Origin of the sequence: Cellvibrio sp. UBA7671, from assembly GCA_002483145.1 — a bacterium.
GTDB lineage: Bacteria > Pseudomonadota > Gammaproteobacteria > Pseudomonadales > Cellvibrionaceae > Cellvibrio > Cellvibrio fibrivorans.
In genome coordinates this window covers 488195-510808 of sequence record DLHJ01000016.1, presented here as the reverse complement: position 1 = coordinate 510808, position 22614 = coordinate 488195, and the positions used below count along the sequence as shown (strand labels likewise).

The 22614-nt window shown below is 50.9% G+C and carries 16 protein-coding genes; 2 read left to right on the top strand and 14 right to left on the bottom strand.

Going from position 1 to position 22614, the window contains the following annotated elements:
- Nucleotides 1-183 precede the first annotated feature (183 nt).
- The 4 genes from B4E62_RS18000 to B4E62_RS17985 form a co-directional block, all read right to left on the bottom strand.
- Complete coding sequence (locus B4E62_RS18000; RefSeq protein ID WP_331353027.1) at nt 184-3732, bottom strand: hypothetical protein; 3549 nt, start codon at nt 3730-3732, stop codon at nt 184-186.
- Nucleotides 3733-3884: 152 nt separating this feature from the next.
- A complete protein-coding gene (locus tag B4E62_RS17995; RefSeq protein ID WP_331353026.1) occupies nt 3885-4157 on the bottom strand; it encodes a PilZ domain-containing protein in 273 nt (90 codons plus the stop codon).
- A gap of 109 nt (nt 4158-4266) precedes the next feature.
- Nucleotides 4267-6525: a DNA topoisomerase IV subunit A gene (parC, locus tag B4E62_RS17990; RefSeq protein ID WP_331353025.1), complete on the bottom strand. Its 2259-nt coding sequence runs from the start codon at nt 6523-6525 to the stop codon at nt 4267-4269.
- Nucleotides 6526-6647: 122 nt separating this feature from the next.
- Complete coding sequence (locus tag B4E62_RS17985) at nt 6648-7184, bottom strand: LEA type 2 family protein (protein ID WP_310067356.1); 537 nt, start codon at nt 7182-7184, stop codon at nt 6648-6650.
- Nucleotides 7185-7451: 267 nt separating this feature from the next.
- Here B4E62_RS17985 and B4E62_RS17980 point away from each other — a divergent pair, with 267 nt between their 5' ends.
- The gene (locus B4E62_RS17980) at nt 7452-7829 is read left to right on the top strand and encodes a hypothetical protein (protein ID WP_310067358.1); all 378 of its coding nucleotides are present in this window, start codon (nt 7452-7454) and stop codon (nt 7827-7829) included.
- Nucleotides 7830-7834: 5 nt separating this feature from the next.
- Here the strand turns inward: B4E62_RS17980 and B4E62_RS17975 are convergent, their stop codons facing one another.
- The 5 genes from B4E62_RS17975 to B4E62_RS17955 all read right to left on the bottom strand — a co-directional run bounded on the left by B4E62_RS17975 (nt 7835) and on the right by B4E62_RS17955 (nt 11749).
- Complete coding sequence (locus B4E62_RS17975) at nt 7835-8218, bottom strand: DUF2750 domain-containing protein (RefSeq protein ID WP_310067360.1); 384 nt, start codon at nt 8216-8218, stop codon at nt 7835-7837.
- Between the two features lie 19 nt (nt 8219-8237).
- Nucleotides 8238-8978 (bottom strand): SprT family zinc-dependent metalloprotease, encoded by a 741-nt coding sequence (locus tag B4E62_RS17970; protein ID WP_331353024.1) that lies wholly within the window; start codon nt 8976-8978, stop codon nt 8238-8240.
- A gap of 109 nt (nt 8979-9087) precedes the next feature.
- Nucleotides 9088-9714: a hypothetical protein gene (locus B4E62_RS17965; protein ID WP_331353023.1), complete on the bottom strand. Its 627-nt coding sequence runs from the start codon at nt 9712-9714 to the stop codon at nt 9088-9090.
- A gap of 83 nt (nt 9715-9797) precedes the next feature.
- Complete coding sequence (locus B4E62_RS17960; RefSeq protein WP_331353022.1) at nt 9798-10979, bottom strand: lytic polysaccharide monooxygenase; 1182 nt, start codon at nt 10977-10979, stop codon at nt 9798-9800.
- 392 nt (nt 10980-11371) lie between these two features.
- Complete coding sequence (locus B4E62_RS17955; protein ID WP_331353021.1) at nt 11372-11749, bottom strand: DUF6488 family protein; 378 nt, start codon at nt 11747-11749, stop codon at nt 11372-11374.
- Nucleotides 11750-11837: 88 nt separating this feature from the next.
- Here B4E62_RS17955 and asd point away from each other — a divergent pair, with 88 nt between their 5' ends.
- Complete coding sequence (gene asd / locus B4E62_RS17950; RefSeq protein ID WP_331353020.1) at nt 11838-12689, top strand: archaetidylserine decarboxylase; 852 nt, start codon at nt 11838-11840, stop codon at nt 12687-12689.
- Between the two features lie 94 nt (nt 12690-12783).
- Here asd and B4E62_RS17945 read toward each other — a convergent pair whose 3' ends face one another.
- The 5 genes from B4E62_RS17945 to gltB all read right to left on the bottom strand — a co-directional run bounded on the left by B4E62_RS17945 (nt 12784) and on the right by gltB (nt 22394).
- Nucleotides 12784-13536 carry a TerC family protein gene (locus B4E62_RS17945; RefSeq protein ID WP_331353092.1) on the bottom strand — a complete coding sequence of 251 codons (753 nt, stop codon included), beginning with the start codon at nt 13534-13536 and terminating at the stop codon, nt 12784-12786.
- A 154-nt stretch (nt 13537-13690) separates the two neighbouring features.
- A complete protein-coding gene (locus B4E62_RS17940; RefSeq protein WP_310067375.1) occupies nt 13691-15058 on the bottom strand; it encodes an HD-GYP domain-containing protein in 1368 nt (455 codons plus the stop codon).
- Between the two features lie 235 nt (nt 15059-15293).
- Nucleotides 15294-16361 (bottom strand): uroporphyrinogen decarboxylase, encoded by a 1068-nt coding sequence (gene hemE, locus B4E62_RS17935; protein ID WP_310067377.1) that lies wholly within the window; start codon nt 16359-16361, stop codon nt 15294-15296.
- A gap of 135 nt (nt 16362-16496) precedes the next feature.
- Nucleotides 16497-17915, bottom strand: coding sequence for an FAD-dependent oxidoreductase (locus tag B4E62_RS17930; RefSeq protein WP_331353019.1), 1419 nt, complete (start codon nt 17913-17915; stop codon nt 16497-16499).
- A gap of 27 nt (nt 17916-17942) precedes the next feature.
- Nucleotides 17943-22394, bottom strand: coding sequence for a glutamate synthase large subunit (gene gltB, locus B4E62_RS17925; RefSeq protein WP_310067383.1), 4452 nt, complete (start codon nt 22392-22394; stop codon nt 17943-17945).
- Between the last annotated feature and the right edge of the window lie 220 nt (nt 22395-22614).

The window sequence follows — 22614 nt, the reverse complement described above, 5'->3', positions numbered from 1 at the left end:
ATCGGCAGGTCGCTGGTTCAAGTCCAGCTGGGCCCACCACATCAAATTAGTTTTTGACACTTCAAAATTACATTCACTACCATTTATACAAAATCTGCATTTTACAAATTGTAGTTATTTTAAAAAAATCTCCATTACTTTCCTACGCGATAGTTTCTGCAATTTAACCAACTCACATTGGGGCTACTGCGCACGAATCTCGAAAGGAAACTCAGCGGTTTGCTGATTGCGCGCAATACTGAATTCGATTGTTGCGGGTCGTTGCTTAATGGGCAACTCAACCTGATTTACGCCGAGGTTACCACGCAACTCTGCTGCTTGACTCACGGCTGCACCATTGTCATCCAATGCGGTGATTGCCATAAGTTCGGGAAAGCTGCCGTGAATATCAAATAACAAGCGCCCAGCTTCCCAGCGCGCCAATTTAAATGAGGAGTCAGCGCCATTCCACTGCATACCGAACTGGAACGGTAATTGAATTGCAATAGGATCTGATGCTGCCAAGAAAACCAGCTTGCCCCAGAAAGCAATAACATCACTCACGCCTAAATCCTGCCCGCGCAAATCCAATTGACCGCGCAACCAGGGCTGTGCGGGATCAGTTTGAAATTTTCCTTCTGCCCATGTACCACCAGCATGTTCCAACGCAATGGGTGACTGAAAATTTACAGAGTGAATATTACCGGCTGAATCTTCTACTTCCGTAATAAAAAAACGCGCCGCGCTGAGTTGGCGTGTTAACGGATGTTGGTTGCGCAGATAAATATCAGCCATTAACGATAATTGCTGTGCCTGGATATTCATTTGATTTACCGCAATTAACGCCGGCCCTGCAACAATGGTTTGCTGCGGAGCCTGAAAGGGATATTGGACATCCGTTGGTGGTGAATCCTGTTTAAGCGCAGCCAATGCTGCTACCGTTAATAATTCGGGCGCAGGCTTTTCCTGTGCAAATGTTTGCTCCAGCGGTTGAATGCGCCCAAAACTGAATGGATATATTTTTTTCTCCATTTTGCTCGCCACAATCACTTCGGCGGCGGCGATGCTACCTTGCACATCAATACTGGTGGTTTCTCCTGCGGCTAAAAAATTCACACCGCGCATTGCATTGGTTGTCGCCAGCACCTTGCCTTCTGCATTTAATGCATTTACTTGTAAAAGTGCTTCGCTATTACCTCCGTGCTGAAAATACAAACGGCTTGCACTGGAAGACAGGAAGCGCAATTGCAGTCCATGTGAATTAATTACTTTACCAGCCAATGGCAAATCCACTTTTATACGCTCGACGTTGAGCGGTAAGTTGTAACTAAGTTCACCTTTAATTGCGCCGATCGAGGAGAGATTAACATTCTCCGGCAGCAGAATTTTTTTCGTTCCCTGTGTACCGACGTAATGAATCGGCTGCCCCTGATCAAGAAACGCGCCGTCGTAAACCATGTCGATTTTGGCAACACGACGCACGCCAGTTGCATCGCAGCTACCCGGCGACAACAACGACTGATCCTGGTGATCAACGATATCGAGAATACGCAATTGAATAGGATCTGCTTCTTTGCCGAGATTAGGTAAATTAAATGCGCTGACATCCAGAGTAATCACTGTACCTTCTGCAGTTGCATCAATACTGCTAATTCCCACACCAAACGGGCCTGTACTTGTTTGCGCTGTGAACGCGGTATTTAAATGCTTGTTTAGCGCAAAGTCAGGTAAGGTTGATGATGGTAACTCACTAAATGCACGCGGCTTTTCATCGAGCCGCTCATCCGAGATTACTGTTGGGTTATCGCTCATGGCAAAGGTTCGCGCTAATAACGAGTTAACCCATAATTGTAATTGCGGTTGTAACTGCTCATCGAAAAATACCGAAGCCTGTAATTGCTGCTCCAATTTGGTGAGTTTGATTCGCTCATAAATGGATAAAGTTTCCGGCCAATCCTGCACCATGGTATTTTTTGCATTGCTGAGCAGCGGAGCTATAGCCTTTTCAGCTGCGTTAATAAACTCTTGATTAGCACCTACCATGACGGCATTAAATTTCAGCACCGGCGGAAATAACTGCGGCGCCACTCCGAGATAAATCCCTTTTACCGGTGCAACATCTATCGACAATTTCCCCAGTGCCATCGCCGTAGAGGCCTCGGAAAATTGCGCCGGATTAAATAACGCAACACTGAGCATTTGTTTTGAACTAATGGTTTGCCAATCCGATAAATCTTTATCGGCAGGCGCACCGGCATCCAAACGCCCACGAAATGCGGCAACTCGCTCCGGCGCGCCCAACACAATCCGGTCAGCGTCAATTACGGCCATCATCACCGGCTGCTTTTCGCAGGTATTTTCATCTACCGACGAAAACACGACTTGCTGTGGTGAGTCTTCATCAATCGTATAATTTTTTTTCAACCAAGCGCGCCATTCTTCCGCATTAAATTTCCCGGTCAAAACCCAGAGCGGCTGGGTTTGGTTATTGGTGCGATAAGCGGAGATCCAGACTTGATCCAATTGCTGCGCAATATTGATTCCGGACTCTTCCAGCTTGCGCCAGAAATTCACATCGGGTGCGGGCAAATTAGTTAAGCCCGCACCGGATTGCAGAACATCGGGCAATTGTTGCAGGCGCGGCACATCGACATGCGCCAATGCAAACAGGGGTTCAGTTGCGAGCGCATTCACTATTTTTTCATTTTGCGCTGAAGGTGTCACTGGCTGCCACAAGGGGCGCTTTAACCATAAGATGGTTGCTGCGGTTAGTGCTATAGCCAATAGGATGGCTAACATGCCCCACAGAAATGAGGATTTATGAAAATCCACTTCCACGTGAGCATCGTCCGCTGGCACATCTTCTGTTTTTTCCTCTGTTTTTTCTTCTAACTCGACTGACTGGGAACTAATGGCTGCAGTAGCAATTTCAGGCTCCGCATCAGGTTCTGATTGCGGTTTACTGCCAGCTTCAATATCAATTTCAGTTTTTGTGTTAACTTCACGTTTAGCATCAAGCTCCGGAGCTGTTTTAGCTTCCGTTGCGAGCGTAACAACTGCATCCTTTTTAATGACAGGCTCATCGATGCCTTGCTGTGCTTGCGCAACGTCCAGTTCCGGAATGGCAGTTATCGTCTCTGGTAAGGGGGAACTAGTGATCGCCGGAGTCATTGCGGCTTTTGCTGCGACAGCCTGCTCCGTCGATTTTTTTTCTGGTTTGGCTACTGACTGTTTTTTTTCTTTTACTGTCGGGGTTTTAATTTTTTCTGTTACTGCAGGAGCTGCAGGAGGAATCGGTTGTTGTGCAGATTCCGATTTTTTTGGTGCAGTTATTTCTGCAACAACAGGTACAGGAGCTACCTCCGCATTAGCGGCCGCGAGTTCAGCATCTTCCGCTTCTTCACGCGCAATAATTTTCTTAACCAACAACTGGCGTGGAGTTTCATCCTCTTCATCAAGCTCCTCATCGAGACTGTGCAGCTCCAATTCCAATTCAATTTGGTCGGCAATGCTATCGGCATCTGCTGCGGCCATACTCACCACATCCAGATGGACACCCGCCTCCAAAAATGCAGCGCGCCACTGCTCAACCTCGGCAGAGGATTCCAGAATTTTAATCACACTGGGGCGTTGCGAGAGAAACACCAAGCGAACGGTTTTTGGTTTTAGTTGGAGCAACTGCGCCAAATTACCCACGATTTGATCCACATCAAACCCTGCAGCAAATTGGTTTTTATAGATAAGCTTGTACACAAAAACTCCTTCAGTTTTCAGTACTCTGCTGTGATCTTATTCGTATTGTACGGACTCAGCAGATTCTGAAAGCACCAAAAAAGGAAAACGCTTTGCAGCGATATAATTAATAAGCAATCGCCTGGACAAGCGATTACGAGGTAAGCCAGACACTAATCTTCTTGTATAAAACGCAAGCCGACACCAGCTGGCTCTACACGTACCACTTCCAGTTGTAATACCGGTGCATCATCCATCAGCCCCTGCACCTGCCCCCTAAGCCTCGTACCAACTGGCGGTATTTGCTCAGGTTCAAGCACAACAAATACACCACCATCAGAAATATCGCGGGTTTTTACCAACAACTCACCCACTGAATCATGGGTAATTTTAATCCGGCAAGCAAAGGATGTACGCACATGGCGACGCTTGTCTTTTGAGCTCATGAAAACTCCTGCGTTATTGTTGTTGCATTCTTTTATCTGGGTTGTGTAATTGTTTGCTGCGCGCGTTACACTAAAAATAAAGGCGGAATAACCGCCCCTATTGTTTAACTCACTTATCGGTCACTTCGGCTTTATCCACCTTTTGGAAACCGCGAGGAAGTTTGTTGCCGCGTCGGCCGCGCTCGCCTTTGTAATGCTCAAGATCGGACATTTTCAAGGTGATGTGGCGTTTGCCCGAATGCAGCGTAAGGCACTGACCGGGGCTGATGACATTGACCGAGACTACAAACTCTTCACGTGCCGCTGCGCGCGCCGATGGAATATTCATAATCTTATTGCCTTTACCGCGCGCCAGCTCCGGCAATTCCGTTACCGGGAACACCAGCAGGCGGCCATCATTGCTCACTGCCGCCAACAATGCATGCTCGGGATTATCAAGCAATTGTGGCGGCAAAACCAGCGCTGCGTCAGGTAGAGTCAAGAGTGCCTTACCCGCTTTATTTTTACTGGTGAGATCTTCCAGTCGGGCGATGAAACCATAACCAGCATCCGACGCCAGCAGCACGCGCTGCTGGTCCGTGCCCATCAAAGCACCTTCAAAAGTCGCACCACTGGGCGGACTGATACGGCCACTCAATGGCTCGCCTTGGCCGCGCGCGGAAGGCAAGTTATGCGCAGGCAATGAATAGCTGCGCCCGGTGGAATCAATCAAAATCACTTGCTGGTTGCTCTTGCCGCGCAGCGCATATTTGAAACTGTCGCCCGCTTTGTAGCTCAAGCCTTCCGGGTCTATATCGTGACCTTTCGCGGCGCGAATCCAACCTTTGTCGGAAATCACTACCGTCACCGGATCGACACTCAGCAATTCCGTTTCAGTCAACGCCTGAGCTTCCGCGCGCGCAACAATCGGCGAGCGGCGATCATCGCCAAAGGCCTCGGCAATTTGGATCAATTCTTTGCGCACCAGATTTTTTAATTTCACTGCCGATTCAAGAATTTTTTGCAGACCATCGCGCTCTTTTTCCAGCGCGGTTTTTTCTTCCAGAATTTTCATCTCTTCCAAGCGCGCCAATTGGCGCAATTTGGTTTCGAGAATATATTCCGCTTGCATCTCAATTAAATTGAAACGCTCCATCAGTACCGGTTTGGGATTATCCTCTTCGCGGATGATGCGGATCACTTCATCAACATTGAGGAACACCACCATCAATGCTGCCAAACGCAGCAAACGCTCTTCCACTTTTTCCAGACGATATTGCAAACGGCGGCGGGTAGTGACGGTCCTGAAACTCAACCATTCACTCAAAATTTTCGTGAGCGATTTCACTGCCGGGCGACCGTCGATACCAATCATGTTCATGTTGACACGATAGGTGCGCTCCAACTCGGTGGTGGCAAATAAATGTTGCATCACCTGATCCACGTCAACGCGATTGGAGCGCGGGATAATTACTAGACGCGTAGGATTTTCGTGATCAGATTCATCGCGCAGGTCGGCAACCATCGGCAATTTTTTGGCCTGCATCTGCGCAGCGATTTGCTCCAGGATTTTTGCACCACTGACCTGATGCGGCAGTGCGGTAATAATAATATCGCCCGACTCTTCGTCTTTTTGCCAAACCGCGCGCATGCGTACACTGCCGCGGCCGGTTTCGTACATTTTGATCAGTTCTTCACGCGGCGAAATAATTTCCGCTTCGGTGGGCATATCGGGGCCGAGAATGTGCTGGCACAAATCGTTGACCGTCGCCTGCGGATTGTCGAGTAAATGCACACAAGCATTAACCACTTCACGCAAATTGTGCGGTGGAATATCCGTCGCCATACCCACAGCAATACCGGTAGTGCCGTTTAATAAAACGTTAGGCACTCGGGCGGGCAATACGATGGGTTCTTCAAGTGTACCGTCAAAGTTGGGCTGCCAATCAACCGTGCCCTGCCCTAATTCCTCAAGCAAGACTTCGCTGTATTTGGTGAGGCGCGATTCGGTGTAACGCATAGCGGCAAAGGATTTGGGATCATCGGGTGAACCCCAGTTACCCTGACCATCCACCAATGTGTAGCGATAGGAAAATGGCTGCGCCATTAATACCATGGCTTCGTATGACGCTGAATCGCCATGTGGGTGGAATTTACCGATCACATCACCCACGGTACGCGCAGATTTTTTATATTTAGCGCTGGCTTTTAAGCCCAGTTCACTCATCGCATAAACAATGCGGCGCTGCACAGGCTTGAGACCATCGCCAATATGCGGCAGGGCGCGATCGAGGATCACATACATGGAATAATCGAGGTAGGCTTTCTCGGTGTAATCTTTGAGCGCTATACGCTCATCGGCCTCGGGCAGGGTTATTTCGTCACTCATTGAATATCCTGAAAATACAAAATTCAGATGGTTCTTTTTAGATGAATTTTAGAAAAATTGTTTCGCCAATAACACAAATGATTAGCGGTTTTATCGATATCGTTTAAGCAGTTAATTGTGTCTTAGCGCTTTTTTGCAGCAAGTGGGATCATCCCTTTTTCATTGATGCGCAGCGCAGGTAACCAGGCACTAAAATCCAGTTTGGCAGAAAAATTGTAATTTACATTTTCTTTAACGCCATTGCGACCAAAGTGTTCGATCAAGCGCACCAACTGCAACACATTGGCAGTGACTACCACTTTGACCGGCGTTTCTTGATAAGCAGCCAGGGTAGGCAGTTGATTGCTCACGCCGCTTAGCACATCAAAGTTTTCAATACCGACGGTGTAGGACATGCCGCGCAGGGTTAAATCGCGGTCATTGGGGTTAGCGATCAATAGGCTCACTTCAATTGGCTGACTCAAGCCTTGCGCTGGCAATAATTGCAAGCCGGCAACTTTCACAGTGGGCTGCTCTAATTTCGGTTGCAAACTTGAACATCCCGCCAAACCCAAACTACAGGTTATAAAAAATCCTATCACCAATCGTTTAGTATTGACCACAACAGCCGGTGTTACGATTCGACGCAATAGTGTTTGTACACAGAAAATAAAACTCATCCCAAACTCCTTTACAGCAAAAAAATGTGAATACAAGCACTTGTACATTAACGTCAATGTGGTCTAATCCGCGCTCTTTTTACTGAGTATTCGTCTTTAGACCCAAGCTGATTAATTAGTAAAATAATAAATCGGCTCAATTGCATTCAGAAAAACAAGAGTCAGTAAAATGACATTCCGGGAAAATAGCAGCACACAACTGCTGGCGCGCCCGACCATTGACGGTCAGCTTATACGTATTATCCATGATTAACTGACTACAAACTTATGCCCAACCCACCCTGCAAAACATTGCTCAATCCGGATGAGTTATTCGCTAGTCGCGATCTTCGCCTGCAAGACCGGCGTGAAACCCAGTATCCGCAATTAATGCGCTTATGCGCCGATTTTAATTTTTCTGTTTTGCAGTTACAGCGCAAAATTTTTAGCCACATAAGCCGCAAGATGGTACCGGGCACACTAGAGTTTGTACTGGCGGCTCACGATGAAACAACCAATTATTGGTACAGCGTGACACCGGGCTTGGCCAGCTTAAAAATGCTCAACGATTACGCCAAGCACTATGAGGTAGATATTCTGCACATGCACTTATTTGGCGACGAAGATGACGATTACAACCAATTTACCCAAAACGGTTTTTATTAGAGGGCCTACTCACCCATCTCCAGTTCAAATTCTTCGAGCAAATCCAGCGGTTCCAGCTCCTCGCCTTCTAATTCTTCATTCCAATTGATACCCACCAGCAACACATCTTCGTGCATACCGGGCAACCAATCTTCGAGAAACTCAACCAGTTCAATCGCCACCGGCTTATAGTCTTTCCAATCGTCCTGGCAGTGCGCACGTGCAAAACCCTCCTGCGACCAAAAGGGCATGACATCCACATCATCGTGCGCTTCTGACGCGCTCAGCGCCCAGCCATCAGGCCCTTCCAGCCCCCACACACAGCCCAACTCCATGGCTTCAACGATAAAGCGGTCAAGATTTTCAGCGGGGTCGTCACTGAGCGGATCGGTAGCGATAATGTCATTCATGCTAAAAAACCTTTGGAGTTTATAAACTGAGGTGTGCGCCTTCGGCTTTGAGCCAGGCGCGATCTGCCTTGAAGGTGGGGCAGACGCTGGCGACCAACGCCCAAAAATCTGCACTGTGATTATGGTGACGCAGGTGGCTGACTTCGTGGGCGACAAGATAATCGACTATGGCCTCGGGGGCTAGCAGTATCTGCCAGTTGTATTGGATAGCGCCGCGGCTGGTACAGTGCCCCCACTTTGAGCGAGTTGCTTTGATGCTGACTTGCGTACACAACAAACCCATCATTTGCGTTAATTGTGCCGTTTTACGTGTGAGAATCGTGAGCGCTTGCTGCTGATACCAACGGCTGAGCAATTGGCGAATTTGTGCATCGTCACTCAAGCGCGAGCGCGGGGATAAAATCACGTGCAAGTTTTGATCTACGCGCGCAATGGCCGCACGCGAACCGCGTCCGAGCACCAGCGTTAATGTCTCGCCCATAAACGGGATCTGGCTACCCTGCGCGTAGCGGCGCGGTTCTGGCTGAGTCGCAAGCGATTGCTGTTGCTCGTGGATTTTTGCCCTGACCCATGCCGCTTTTTCGTGCAGGAAATTCACCAACAAGGGTTGCGGGGCGCCCATGGGTGCGCGGATTACTACCTGCGCCTTGCGGATTTCGATACTGATACTGCGTCGCCGCGGCGAGCGGGCGATAGTAAATTCAAACCCCAGCTCCACGGGTGCAGGCGTTGATTTTTTTAAACCAAACCATTCAGTCATTGTTGTGCCTGGACGCCAAAAACAGGAAAGGGGAAAACAGGGATAGACAAGAGTGGATACCTCGGATCAATCGAGGCGCCAAAGATACCACAGGTTGGGCGGGACCAATTCAGTAGAAGCCGAGCGTGTGATCCTTGCGTGCAACATAAACAGACGTCATACCCTGCTCCATGCGCCGCGTGATCGCCGCTTCAGCCTTTAATTCGCCTGCGCGAAAATTGGCAAGCCCATCGTAAAACATCGCGGTAAAAAAGTCGGCGTCAGCATCGCGCGGGGTAAATACTTCGATGCGGCACATGCTAGTGTGGCAGCTAATGCTGTTGATGCTGACACGCTGCAAGCCCTGATACTGGGCAAACATTGCACGCAGCGATTGCTCGTACGCAGCCGCCCATTCAACATCTACCGGCTCCTGCTCAAACATGGCGGTGGCGCGCTCATAGACACTATTTTCCACTTGTTGCACAGCGGTGCGGGCCACTTCGGGATCAAGACCAACAGGCGCTGCTGACACATCCGATAATGCAGCGGGAGCGTCAACAACAATAGGGCCAGCTGTCTCAACTGAACGAGGAGCAATCGCCTCACTCTGCGCAACTGCATTAAGCGGAGTTAGTTCGGGAACCATCTGTTCCGGCGCTGGTTTGAAATGCAGATAAACCGCCAGAGCCAGTATCGGCAGCACTAGCAACGAGCCCCACAAGGGCAAGGGATTGTTGGAGCCGTGTCGATTCACCCAACACCTCAAAAAAATAACCAAAAAATTGCAATCAGCAGGAACACTGCACCCCAGCTGATTGCATGTACGCCCTGCCGAGCTTAACGGCAAGTTACGATTGGTGTCTCTACACTGCCGCCATTGGTATTACCCTGGAAGCCAAACTCAACCGATTGCCCTGCACCGACAGTGCCGTTCCAATTAAGATTGGTCGCGGAATAAGGATTGCTACCCGTAACAGTGGCGTTCCACGAGTTAGTCAGTCGATTGCTGCCTGCATATTGCCAGGTTGCAGTCCAACCAGTTTTGCTCGTGGTACCGGTATTGGTCACGCGGATAATGCCAGTGAATCCTGTACCCCAGGAGTTGCTCACCACATAGCTACAGCTCAGCCCAGCATTGTTGGCCACACTGCTGGATGACCGGCTGGAGCCAGGCATCGAGCTAGGCGCAACACTGGAACGACTGGATGAACCGGGCACAATGCTGGAGCGGCTGGACGAGCTTGGAGCAACACTCGCACGGCTTGATGAGCTGGGCGCAACACTGGCACGACTCGATGATGCCACCGGTGTTGAACTGTTGCCGCCACCGCCTATTTGCACATCAATACAACCGTGGAAGCGCTCGTAAGTTGGCGGTTCGCGCCCCCATTCTGCATAGATCACATGGCGGCCAGTGCGCGCCGGAACCGTACAAGTAGTGTGGATATGCGCGGTGGCTTTTTCGGCGCGCACATTGGGGTAGGCGCCTGGATTATCGTCGTTGTAAGGTAGATCGCAGAAGGGCTGGTCTTCGAAATCGGCCCAGGTCAATTCGCGTCCGACTTGATAGACAAAACCGGGTTTGGTGATCCAATAGCGGAAATCTGAGGTGTCATCAAAATGCGGGCCGTTACTGATATCCCAGGAGAAGACTAACGACCCCGAATTGATGTTATTAACAGGCCAGTTGATGGCATTGTCCCAAGGCGTTTTGCCACCCCGCCAGGTTTCGCTGTCAAAGCCACACACATTTTTGGCAGTTGGCCCGAGCACCTTGCGCCCTTGATGGTGATTCAACACGCTCATATAGGAATAACCGCCGTTGAAATCATTCGCAAAAGCGTCGCCGCATACCGGGTATCTGGCCGTACCATTCGCTACTTCGTCGGGCTTGGTTACCTTGCCGCAAAAATAATTACGCGCGCCGGGGCTATCGACAAAACCATGGCCAAAACTCATGGCAGAAAAGGCCAGTAAAGCAGCACCTAGCCCACTACTTTTGATGAAATTCTTATTCATTATTCACGTCCTCACTTAACCGGATTTAGAGACAATTCCCGGATTCGGGAACCACCGTCGCCGTCGGTACACCTGCATTACGGTGCAGCCACTGAATAAGCGACTACACAGCCTAGCGCTGGCAAACCAGGAGGCGAGCACAATCAGAAGTCCAGCGAGTGCTTATGAACAGCAAAATCATAGGAGAGAGCACATGCGATCTAATTATTGTTATGTCAGCTACCAACACTTTTTCTCACATACACTGGTAGACAAGTGGACAACCGAGCGAACGATATTCCCCCCATGCGACAGCGCTGTCAAACAAACGGAAAACTGAGGCGACACAGAAAGATAAAATCGCTGTCCGACATCACCAGAAAAAAATTTAAGCGCCAAATTTGGTACACAATTTATTTACCGGCTGAACTGGTCGCAACGGATGAAACAAAATCGCCCGAAAAATTGGCCGCCTCGACACGGCCATCCAACAAAATCCGTACGTACAGTGTTTTTGCTTGCGACGAATTTGCAACACTCACCAAATAATAACCGCGCCCATTCTCATAAATGTGCGCCGCACTTGTGGGCAAATTACGCCAGCTCTGATCCAGTTGCGCTAGCCCCAAGCCAGGCTGTGAATTGATGCTCGCATCGCGCGCAGTCGCCAGCGCAATTTCTACTGCCTTTTTCATCGTGACTGGCGCGTGCTCGTGCCCTTCATGCGCTTGTGTAACCGGCGCCATTAACACCATCAGCACAACAATGAACACTTGCAACCATCTACGCATAAGAACCTCACTGTTATTAATTATTTGCTAAACTGCCGCCTCTTATTTTTTGGGCAGCGCGCTGCCTACGCAGGAAATATAAAAATACATGAATGACAAACTCTTCATCCGCTTGCAACACCTTATTCCACAGCACGGTCTTTCACGCGCTGCCGGCTGGTTGGCAAGCAGCCATAACCCACTCATTAAAAATACTTTTATCCGGTGGTTTGTAAAACGCTATCAGGTGGATATGAGTTTGGCGGCCGAAGAAAACCCGCTTGCTTATAATTGTTTTAACGACTTTTTTACCCGCGCCTTAAAAACCGGAGCGCGTCCAATCGATGGAGCATTCGATTCAATCGTCTGCCCAGCCGATGGCGCCATCAGCCAATTGGGCAAGATTATTGATGGCAGTATCTTTCAAGCCAAAGGCCAAAGTTACACCACCGTGGAGCTGCTCGGTGGCGATGAAGAGCTCGCTGCAGAGTTTTCCGATGGCACCTTTGCCACCGTATATTTATCCCCGCGCGATTACCACCGTGTGCACATGCCCTACGGCGGCAAACTGCGTGCGATGGTGAGTGTTCCCGGCGAATTGTTTTCGGTCAACACCGTCACTGCTGAAAACGTACCACGCCTGTTTGCGCGCAACGAGCGCGCGGTCGCTATTTTTGATACCGATATAGGCCCCATGGCGGTCGTGTTAGTCGGTGCAATGATTGTGGCAGGCATTGAAACTGTGTGGGACGGGCAAATTGCGCCCTTTGCCAGCCGCGACATTGCCACCTCACTTTATCCTTACCAAAACATCATGTTGAACAAAGGTGATGAAATGGGCCGCTTCAAACTGGGGTCAACTGCCATCGTATTGTTTGCCAAGGATAAAATCCTCTGGGATGAAAAATTCCGCGCCGGAGCACCCACCAAAATGGGCGAGCACATGGGTAAGAGAATCTAACGCCCTGCTGCCATAAAAATCATTTTTATAACGCACAAAACAAACAGGCCGATCAATTGATCGGCCTGTTTGTTTTTCATGAGCATCCCAATTATTACTGCTGGTCGCCAGGATAATCTTTACGCAGCTCAAGCGGTTTATCTTGATGTTTGCGCAATTTGATATTGATCATCTCCACACCGAGCGAGAAGGCCATGGCGAAGTAAATGTAGCCTTTAGGTACATGCACATCAAAGCCCTCAACCAGCAAGGTGAAACCCACGATGACCAGAAACGACAACGCGAGTATTTTGATAGTGGGGTGTGCATCAACAAAATCACCAATCGGTTTGGCGGCAAACAACATCACACCAACGGCGATGATGATAGCGGTCGCCATAATCGGCACCTGGCTTACCAGACCTACTGCAGTGATCACAGAATCGAGCGAGAAGACGATATCCAGAACGGCAATTTGCACCAACACGATCATCAAACCATGGGCCGCGACATTGCGCTCAGTTTCGATAGCACCTTCGAGACTGCCGTGTATTTCATGGGTCGCTTTGGCAATCAGGAACAAACCGCCGCCGATCAAAATAATATCGCGTCCGGAAATAGCTTCCCCGAGCACTGTAAAGAGCGGATCCACCAAGCCCATAATCCACGCAAGTGAAAAAAGCAGCGCCAAGCGGGTGATCATCGCCAGACCCAAGCCCACATTGCGGGCAAATTTGCGCTGCTTCTCGGGTAAACGCCCCACCAGAATCGAAATAAAAATAATATTGTCGATCCCCAAAACAATCTCTAGCACCGTCAGTGTTGCCAGGGCAACCCAGGCTTCCGGGCTTGTTAACCATTCAAACATCATTCAACTCTCATTAATTAATAACACACAACCCCATGGGGCACGGATAGATGGGTATTGCTCGTAAAAATAGCCCCGGTGCCGGTGAGGCAATCGGGGGTGAGGATTGTACCCTGTGAACTATGGAGATAGGCAATAACTTTGAGAGGGATTATCAGGTGCGGGTAGTCAGGCGGCTGAGCAGCGCCATAAGGCCCTTCTTTTCGTTTTTCATCAGATAATGATCGCGGATACTCGCGATGTCTACATCGAAACTACCTGGTTCAAGATCCCGTGCGATTTCAATTTTCTCAATCTCGTAGCGGGATTTTTTGCCGGAATCGAGCAGCTCCTGCTTGCGCTTGTCATCCTCCGACAAATCCAGGAGCAGGTATTCATCCAGCGGTTGTTTATAAGCATCCAACACCACAATCACACGCGGTTTTAAGCGGCGTTCAAAGTTTTGCTCAACGACGACAGCAACTTCGCCAGTACTCAACTCCACCAATGTACCGGTGGGATACAAGCCGATAGCGCGGATAAACTCCACTACCAGCTCTTCTTGAAACTGGATATTGCGCAGCTCGTACAACTTGGCGACCGCTTTGGACGGCGCGATCGGGTGGCGCGAACCACGCGGATTGGTAACATGATCGTAAAAGGTAACTATGCCAGCGATTTTACCGAGCAGGGGAATTTTATCGCCCGATAAACCCTGAGGGAAACCGCTGCCGTTCAGGCGTTCGCAGTGGGTTTTTACCACACTGATAACACGCGGTTCAACACCAGGGGTTTTACGCAGAATTTCACAGCCAAGCTCAACAAAAGTTTCATAGAGATGCTCTTCTTCCGCCGTGCGCTCTGCCTTGGACAGCAGCGCCAAATCCAGCATGACCTTACCGACATCCTTGAGTAATACACCCATCGCCAGTACATCCAGATCGCGCTTGGGCAGACCTATATGACGTCCAAATAATATCGCCCACACCGATGAACGCACAGCGTGGCTATAGGTGTATTCATCTTTTTCCTGCACCCTGGACAACCAGGTAAAAGCATCGGGATTGCGCAACACACTGTCCACCATTTCACTGGCGACACGTTTGGTTTCCCCGAGCGAAAGCGCATCAAACTGGTTTTTCTCCAGTTGATCCATCACTTCCACCACAGCACCATAAACTTTTTGATGCAATTGGCGCGCTTTTTTCACCTCGCGCTGCAGTGGTTCTACCTCGCGGTAGAGCCCGCGCTGGATTTTGAGCGGAGCAACGGTTTCGTTAAATGAGCTTACGCGCTCACGGGTAGTGGCTTTTTTGGCAGAAGGAGCAATTGTCTTGAGGTTGGCCGCAATCGGGCCACGACCTTTTTCGATATCGATAAAAACATAGTTGCAGAGCGCTTTGAGCTGGTTGATTTCGCCCAGATCGCGCAAGTAAAAACCCTGTAAGGGGAATGGAGTTTGCGACCAAGGTCGATCCAGCCCCGACACAAACATGCCTATGGTCAACTCGTTGACGTCAACTTTGACTTGCTTGATTCCCACGCCTATTCCCCACATCACCCGCAGGTGCGAATTATCAGCCTTATTAGATCGGGATTCCGGCTATATGCCAGAGCTGCGCTGTGGCTAGGATTATCATAGCCCACCGGTGCCACCTGATTCAGGTTCTAAATCTTCCTAAAAAAAACCTTAATAGTGCATGGAGTTTAATCAAGAAAGGCGCGCCATGCCAGAGCCAGCAGATTAAAGGCGTAATAACAAACCCACAAGGTAAAAGTTATTGATGATATTGCGCCGACAACTCGTGTACCGCATTGATAAACGCACCGGCATGGGCAGGGTCAACTTCCGGGGTAATACCATGCCCCAGATTAAATATATGGCCGGAGCCACTGCCGTAAGCGGTGAGAATAGTGCCAACCTCGGCGCGGATACGCTCAGGTGATGCATACAAAATAGTAGGATCCATGTTGCCTTGCAGGGCGACTTTGCTGCCAACCCGCGCGCGCGCCGCAGCGATATCGGTTGTCCAATCCAATCCCAACGCCGTAGCGCCGGTTGCCGCCATAGCCTCCAGCCATTGACCACCGCCTTTAGTGAACAAAATGACCGGTACTTGACGACCTTCGTGCTCGCGAATCAAACCGCTGACAATTTTCTGCATATATTTCAACGAAAATTCTTGATAGGCCGCGTGAGAGAGAGCACCGCCCCAGGTATCAAAAATCTGCACCGCCTGCGCGCCTGCAGCAATTTGTGCATTGAGATAAACAGTGACCGAATCAGCCAACACATCCAGCAAACGATGCATTACTTGCGGCTGGTTGTAGAGCATTTCTTTGGCGCGACGGAAATCGCGGCTGGAACCGCCTTCGATCATATAAGTCGCCAGCGTCCAGGGACTACCGGAGAAGCCGATTAGCGGCACCCGGCCATTAAGTTCACGGCGAATGGTTTTTACCGCGTTGACCACATATGGCAGATCTTGCTCGGGTTTAATTACTTTAAGCGCATTGACGTCTGCTTCAGTGCGCACGGCCTTTTTGAACTTGGGGCCCTCGCCAGTCTCAAAATAAAGACCCAAGCCCATGGCATCGGGGATGGTGAGGATATCGGAAAAGAGAATCGCCGCGTCAAGGCCCGGATAGCGGTCGAGTGGCTGCAAGGTCACTTCGCAGGCCAATTCGGGATTAGTGCACAGCCCCATAAAATCGCCCGCTTTTTCGCGGCTCGCGCGGTACTCTGGGAGATAGCGGCCTGCCTGGCGCATCATCCACACCGGCGTTACATCCACGGGTTGCTTGAGCAACGCGCGCAGGAAGCGGTCGTTTTTGAGTTCTGTCATTTTATTATCCTTAGGCTCAATGCCTTGCTTGTGTTGGATAAAACAAACCCCGCAAAGGCGGGGTTGTAGGGGCGCTGCTTGCTGCGTCCAAATCACCAAAAGAGTAGGGCGCGGCAAGCAGCGCCCCTACGGAGATTAAACCTGTAAATAATCCAGAATGCCATCAGCCGCTTCACGGCCTTCCCAAATCGCCGTTACTACCAGATCAGAACCACGCACCATATCACCCCCTGCGAATACTTTGGGGTTGGTAGTCTGGAATTTATATTGCTGCTGTTCTGGAGCAATCACACCACCCCAGTCGTTGGTTTTGACACCATTGGTTTCAAACCAGGGCTGTGGGCTCGGGCGGAAACCAAAGGCTATCAAAACTACGTCGGCAGGCAGGATCTCTTCTGAACCGGGAACCACTACCGGGCTGCGGCGACCTTTAGCATCTGGCTCACCCATCTGGGTGGTCACCACTTTAACACCTTCCACTTTACCGTTACCGACCACTTCAACCGGCTGGCGGTTGTAGAGGAATTGCACGCCTTCTTCTTTGGCATTAGCCACTTCGCGCTTGGAGCCGGGCATATTTTCTTCGTCGCGGCGATAAGCACAGGTCACGCTGCTTGCGCCCAGGCGAATCGAGGTGCGGTTACAGTCCATGGCGGTATCACCACCACCTAGCACCACCACTTTTTTACCTTTAACGCTGATGAAATCTTCCGGGCTTTTTTCAAAGCCGAGGTTGCGGTTTACGTTGGCAACCAGGAAGGGGAGCGCATCGTAAACGCCGGGCAGGTCTTCACCGGGGAAACCACCTTTCATATAAGTGTAAGTGCCCATACCCATGAATACTGCGTCGTAATCACGCAGCAATTCTTCCATGGTGATGTCTTTACCCACTTCGGTATTCAGGCGGAATTCGATACCCATTTCGGTAAAGATTTCACGGCGACGGCTCATCACGGATTTTTCCAGCTTGAACTCGGGAATACCAAAGGTCAGCAGACCACCGATTTCGGGATACTTGTCGAACACCACCGGTTTAACACCGTTGCGCACCAGCACGTCGGCACAGCCGATACCAGCTGGACCAGCGCCGATAATGGCGACTTTTTTGTTCGTCCAAACAACTTTGGACATATCCGGCTTCCAGCCCATGGCGAAAGCGGTATCGGTGATGTACTTCTCCGCGTTGCCAATAGTTACCGCGCCAAAGCCATCATTCAGGGTACAAGCGCCTTCGCAGAGGCGATCCTGCGGGCATACCCGACCGCAAACTTCCGGCAGCGAGTTAGTCTGGTGACTGAGCTCAGCGGCCTCAAAAATATTGCCTTCGGAAATCAGCTTCAACCAGTTGGGAATGAAGTTGTGCACTGGGCACTTCCACTCGCAATAGGGGTTACCACATTCCAGACAACGGTGCGCCTGACCTTCCACTTCTTCTTTAGCGAAAGGTTGGTAAATCTCCACAAAATTGCGTCTGCGGGTTTCTATATCTTTCTTGGCGGGGTCCTGACGACCCACATCGAGAAACTGAAAGTCATTGTTTAAACGTGCTGACATGATCTTGACCTCACTCATCACCAAGAGTTATTCGCCGCGCTTGCGGAAACTGACCAACAAACTACCCAAAGACGCCGCCTTAGGTTTAACCAACCAGAACTTGCCGATGTAGTCATCGAAGTTATCCAGCAGGTGTTGGCCCCATGCACTTTCAGTCTCTTGCACAAATTCTTCAATCACGGTGCGTAAATGGTGGCGCTGCGCTTCCAGTGCTTCAGTATTGATGCGATGGATATCCACCAACTCGTGGTTGTAGCGATCCACAAAGTCGTTAGCTTCATCCAACACATAAGCGAAGCCACCAGTCATACCCGCACCGAAGTTGACGCCCGTTTGACCGAGCACTGTCACTACGCCGCCAGTCATATATTCACAGCAGTGATCGCCCGCACCTTCCACTACCACATGGGCACCGGAGTTACGCACACCACAGCGCTCGCCTGCAGTACCGGCTGCGAACAACTTACCGCCAGTCGCACCATACAAACAGGTGTTACCCATAATGCTGGTTTTGTTCGATTTGAAGCCGGAGGTACGCGGTGGACGAATGACCAACTTACCACCCGCCATGCCTTTACCGACATAATCGTTGGCATCACCTTCGAGGTACATATCCAGACCACCGGCGTTCCACACCCCAAAACTCTGACCAGCAATACCAGTCAGTTTCAGTTTGAGAGGCTTATCGGCCATGCCCTGATTGCCATAGCGTTTGGCAATTTCACCGCTGATGCGTGCGCCAATGGAGCGGTCGCAGTTGGTGATATGGAATTCAAACTCACCACCGGTCTTGGCTTCAATCGCAGGCAGCAAGACCTTGACCATAGCTTCGGCAGTTTCGCCTTTATCAAATGGCTCGTTTTTGCTTACCGCGCACAATTGTGGTTTGGTCGCCAAGAAATCATCGGTATAGATGATGGGGCTCAAATCCAATTGTTGCTGCTTAACCGTTTCGCCTTCGAGGATCTGCAACAGATCAACGCGGCCAACCAATTCACCGAGACTGCGCACACCGAGGCGTGCCATCCACTCACGGGTTTCTTCCGCAACGAACTTGAAGAAGTTCATTGCCATTTCAACAGTGCCGATGTAATGGTCTTTACGCAGTTTGTCTTGTTGGGTAGCAACACCAGTGGCGCAGTTGTTCAAATGGCAAATACGCAGGTATTTACAACCGAGCGCGACCATCGGGCCAGTACCAAAGCCGAAGCTTTCAGCACCGAGCATCGCCGCTTTGACTACGTCCAGACCGGTTTTCAAACCGCCGTCAGTTTGTACGCGGACTTTATCGCGCAGGTCATTCGCACGGAGGGTTTGGTGAGTCTCGGAAAGACCCAGCTCCCATGGCGAACCAGCGTATTTAATCGAGGTCAACGGACTTGCCGCCGTGCCACCGTCATAACCGGAAATGGTGATCAAGTCAGCGTATGCCTTGGCCACACCGGCAGCGATAGTCCCTACGCCAGGGCGCGATACCAGTTTCACCGAAACCAGCGCATCCGGATTGACTTGTTTCAAGTCATAAATCAGCTGTGCCAGATCTTCGATCGAATAAATGTCGTGGTGCGGTGGTGGCGAAATCAGGGTCACACCGGGAACCGAGTGACGCAGACGCGCGATCAACGCATTCACTTTACCGCCGGGGAGCTGGCCGCCTTCACCGGGTTTTGCACCTTGGGCGACTTTAATTTGCAGCACTTCGGCGTTCACCAGATAAGCTGGAGTCACACCAAAACGGCCCGAGGCCACTTGTTTGATTTTGGAAGTTTTGATGGTGCCGTAACGCGCAGGATCCTCACCGCCCTCACCTGAGTTGGAGCGACCACCCAGGCGGTTCATCGCCTCAGCCAAGGCCTCGTGCGCTTCAGGCGACAACGCACCGAGCGACATACCCGCCGAGTCAAAACGCTTGATCACGCTTTCAATAGGCTCAACCTCTGAGAGAGGCACTGGCTTGCAGGCATCTTCGCGGATCGCCAACAAATCGCGCAGCATGGATACCGGACGCTTGTTGACCAAATCGGCGTAGTTGCGCCACAGGGCATAGTTGCCGCTTTGCACAGCGCGCTGCAGTGTTTGAACTACATCAGGGTTGTAAGCGTGATACTCGGAGCCATGCACATATTTGAGCAAACCGCCCTGTACGATTGGCTTGCGATCCAACCATGCGCTTTGAGCGAGAATTTTTTGATCGGCTTCCAGATCTTCGAAACGCGCGCCCGCGATACGCGACGGCGTGCTATCGAAACACATGGAAACCACTTCTTCCGACAGGCCAATCGCTTCAAACAACTGCGCGCTGCGGTAAGAGGTCACTGTTGAAATCCCCATCTTGGAGAGGATTTTCAACAGGCCTTTATCGATACCTTTGCGGTAGTTTTTGTACGCGGTATCCACATCGCTCAACAGTTCGCCGGTTTCGATCAGATCGTTGAGCACGTAGTAACTCAGGAACGGATACACAGCGGTCGCGCCATAGGCGATCAGGGCGGCGATCTGGTGCGGATCGCGCGCACTGCCGGTTTCTACAATCAGGTTGGCATCGCAACGCAGGCCAACATTGGTCAAGTGTTGGTTGACTGCACCGACAGCAAGAAGCGCAGGGATCGGCAACAAGCCTTTTTCAAAGCCGTAATCGCTCAGCACCATCAACACTTTGCCGGATTTAACGGCGGCAGCCACGTCATCGCACAGTTTAACCAGTGCAGATTTCAGATTGGTTTGCTCAGCGTTGTAATAAAGCGAGAACTTAGCCACGGCATAACCGGGACGGTTCAAATTCATCAAGCCGCGGAATTTTTCGGGCGAGAGCACAGGCGAACTGAGGATCACGCGGTCGGCGTGCTCGGGCAATTCGTCATAGACAGGCAATTCGCGGCCAAGGCAAGTCTCCAGCGACATCACGATCGCTTCGCGCAGCGGATCGATAGGCGGGTTGGTTACCTGCGCAAACTGCTGGCGGAAGTAGTCGTAAAGCGAACGCTGTTGACGCGACAGTACCGCCATAGGGGTATCGTCACCCATGGAGCCAACCGCTTCCTGGCCGCCTTCAGCCAATGGGCGTAACAGCTGATCGCGCTCTTCAAAGCTCACCTGGAACATTTTCATGTTGGCTTTGAGGGCGATACCTTCAATACCATTTTCTTTGGCATCGGTATTGAGCGTGGATTCAATGCGCAGCGCACGCTCTTTCAGCCACTTTTTATAGGGCTGGGTAGACTTCAACTGATTGTCGATATCTTGCGTGTTGTGCAAGGTGCCGGTCAGGGTATCGATCGACATGATCTGGCCTGGGCCAAGGCGGCCTTTGGCGACTACATCAGCCGGATCATAGGCGTACACGCCCACTTCCGAGGCGACGGTGATCATGTCGTCTTTGGTGATAACCCAGCGCGACGGACGCAGGCCGTTGCGATCGAGGGTACATACCGCGTAGCGACCATCGGTAATTACCAAACCAGCGGGACCATCCCATGGCTCGATATGCATGGAGTTGTATTCGTAGAACGCACGCAGATCCGGGTCCATGTTCTCCACATTCTGCCAAGCTGGAGGCACCAGCATGCGAATCGCGCGATGCAATTCCATGCCGCCGAGCGTCAAGACTTCCAGCATGTTATCGAGGCTGGAGGAGTCGGAACCGGTGCGGTTTACCAGCGGCGTCACTGTACTCAGGTCAGGCAACAGCGGCGTTACAAATTTAGGCGTACGCGCCACCGCCCAGTTGCGGTTGCCCACAATAGTATTGATCTCCCCGTTGTGCGCCAGCATGCGGAACGGTTGCGCCAATGGCCAACGCGGCGAGGTATTGGTCGAGAAACGCTGGTGGAAGACGCAGATTGCGGTCTCCAGACGCTCGTCAGCCAAATCAGAGAAGAAACGCGGCAGATCCACCGGCATCATCAAACCTTTATAGGAAAGGATTCCGGTACTCAGGCTGGATACGTAAAAAGACTTGTCGTCTTGCAGGCGGATTTCAGCCTTGCGACGCGCCATAAACAACTTTGAATTGACCTGCTCAATGGTCAGATCCGGGTTGTTTACAAACAGGTGATTAAAGGTCGGCAGCGACTTCATCGCGATCGGACCCAAGCAGCTTGGATCAACCGGCACTTCGCGCCAGCCAGCAACGATCAGCCCTTGCGCAGTCAGCTCTTCCGCCACAATCGCGCGCGCCTTATCGGCAACAGCGGCATCGCGGCTAAGCATAATAGCGCCCACCCCGTAGATAGAGGTCAGCTCAACACCGCAGGCTTCTTTCGCTACTGAGCGCAAAAAGCTATCCGGCTTTTGGATCAACAAGCCACAACCGTCACCGGTTTTGCCGTCCGCATTGATACCACCGCGGTGGGTCATGCAGGTCAGAGCTTCGATCGCCGTTTTAAGCAGACGATGGCTGGTGTTGCCCTTTAAATGGGCAATCAAACCAAAACCGCAGTTATCTTTAAACTCGTCTATCTGGTAGAGGCCAGTGGTCATAGGCTGATTCTCAACAAAAATCACTATCAAGGGATACGCTGCAAGTAAAGGCAAAGCTCATGCGAAAGCCGCGCCAGATCACATCCCAGACAAAAAAGCCCCTGGTATCCAGAGGCTAGGCAAATGGGCGCAGGATATTACCCGCTTGGAGGGGTATTAGCAAGACAACTGCGGGAGCGTCGAGTGTGGGATTATGAGGCAGGTCAGCGCAAAAAACAGC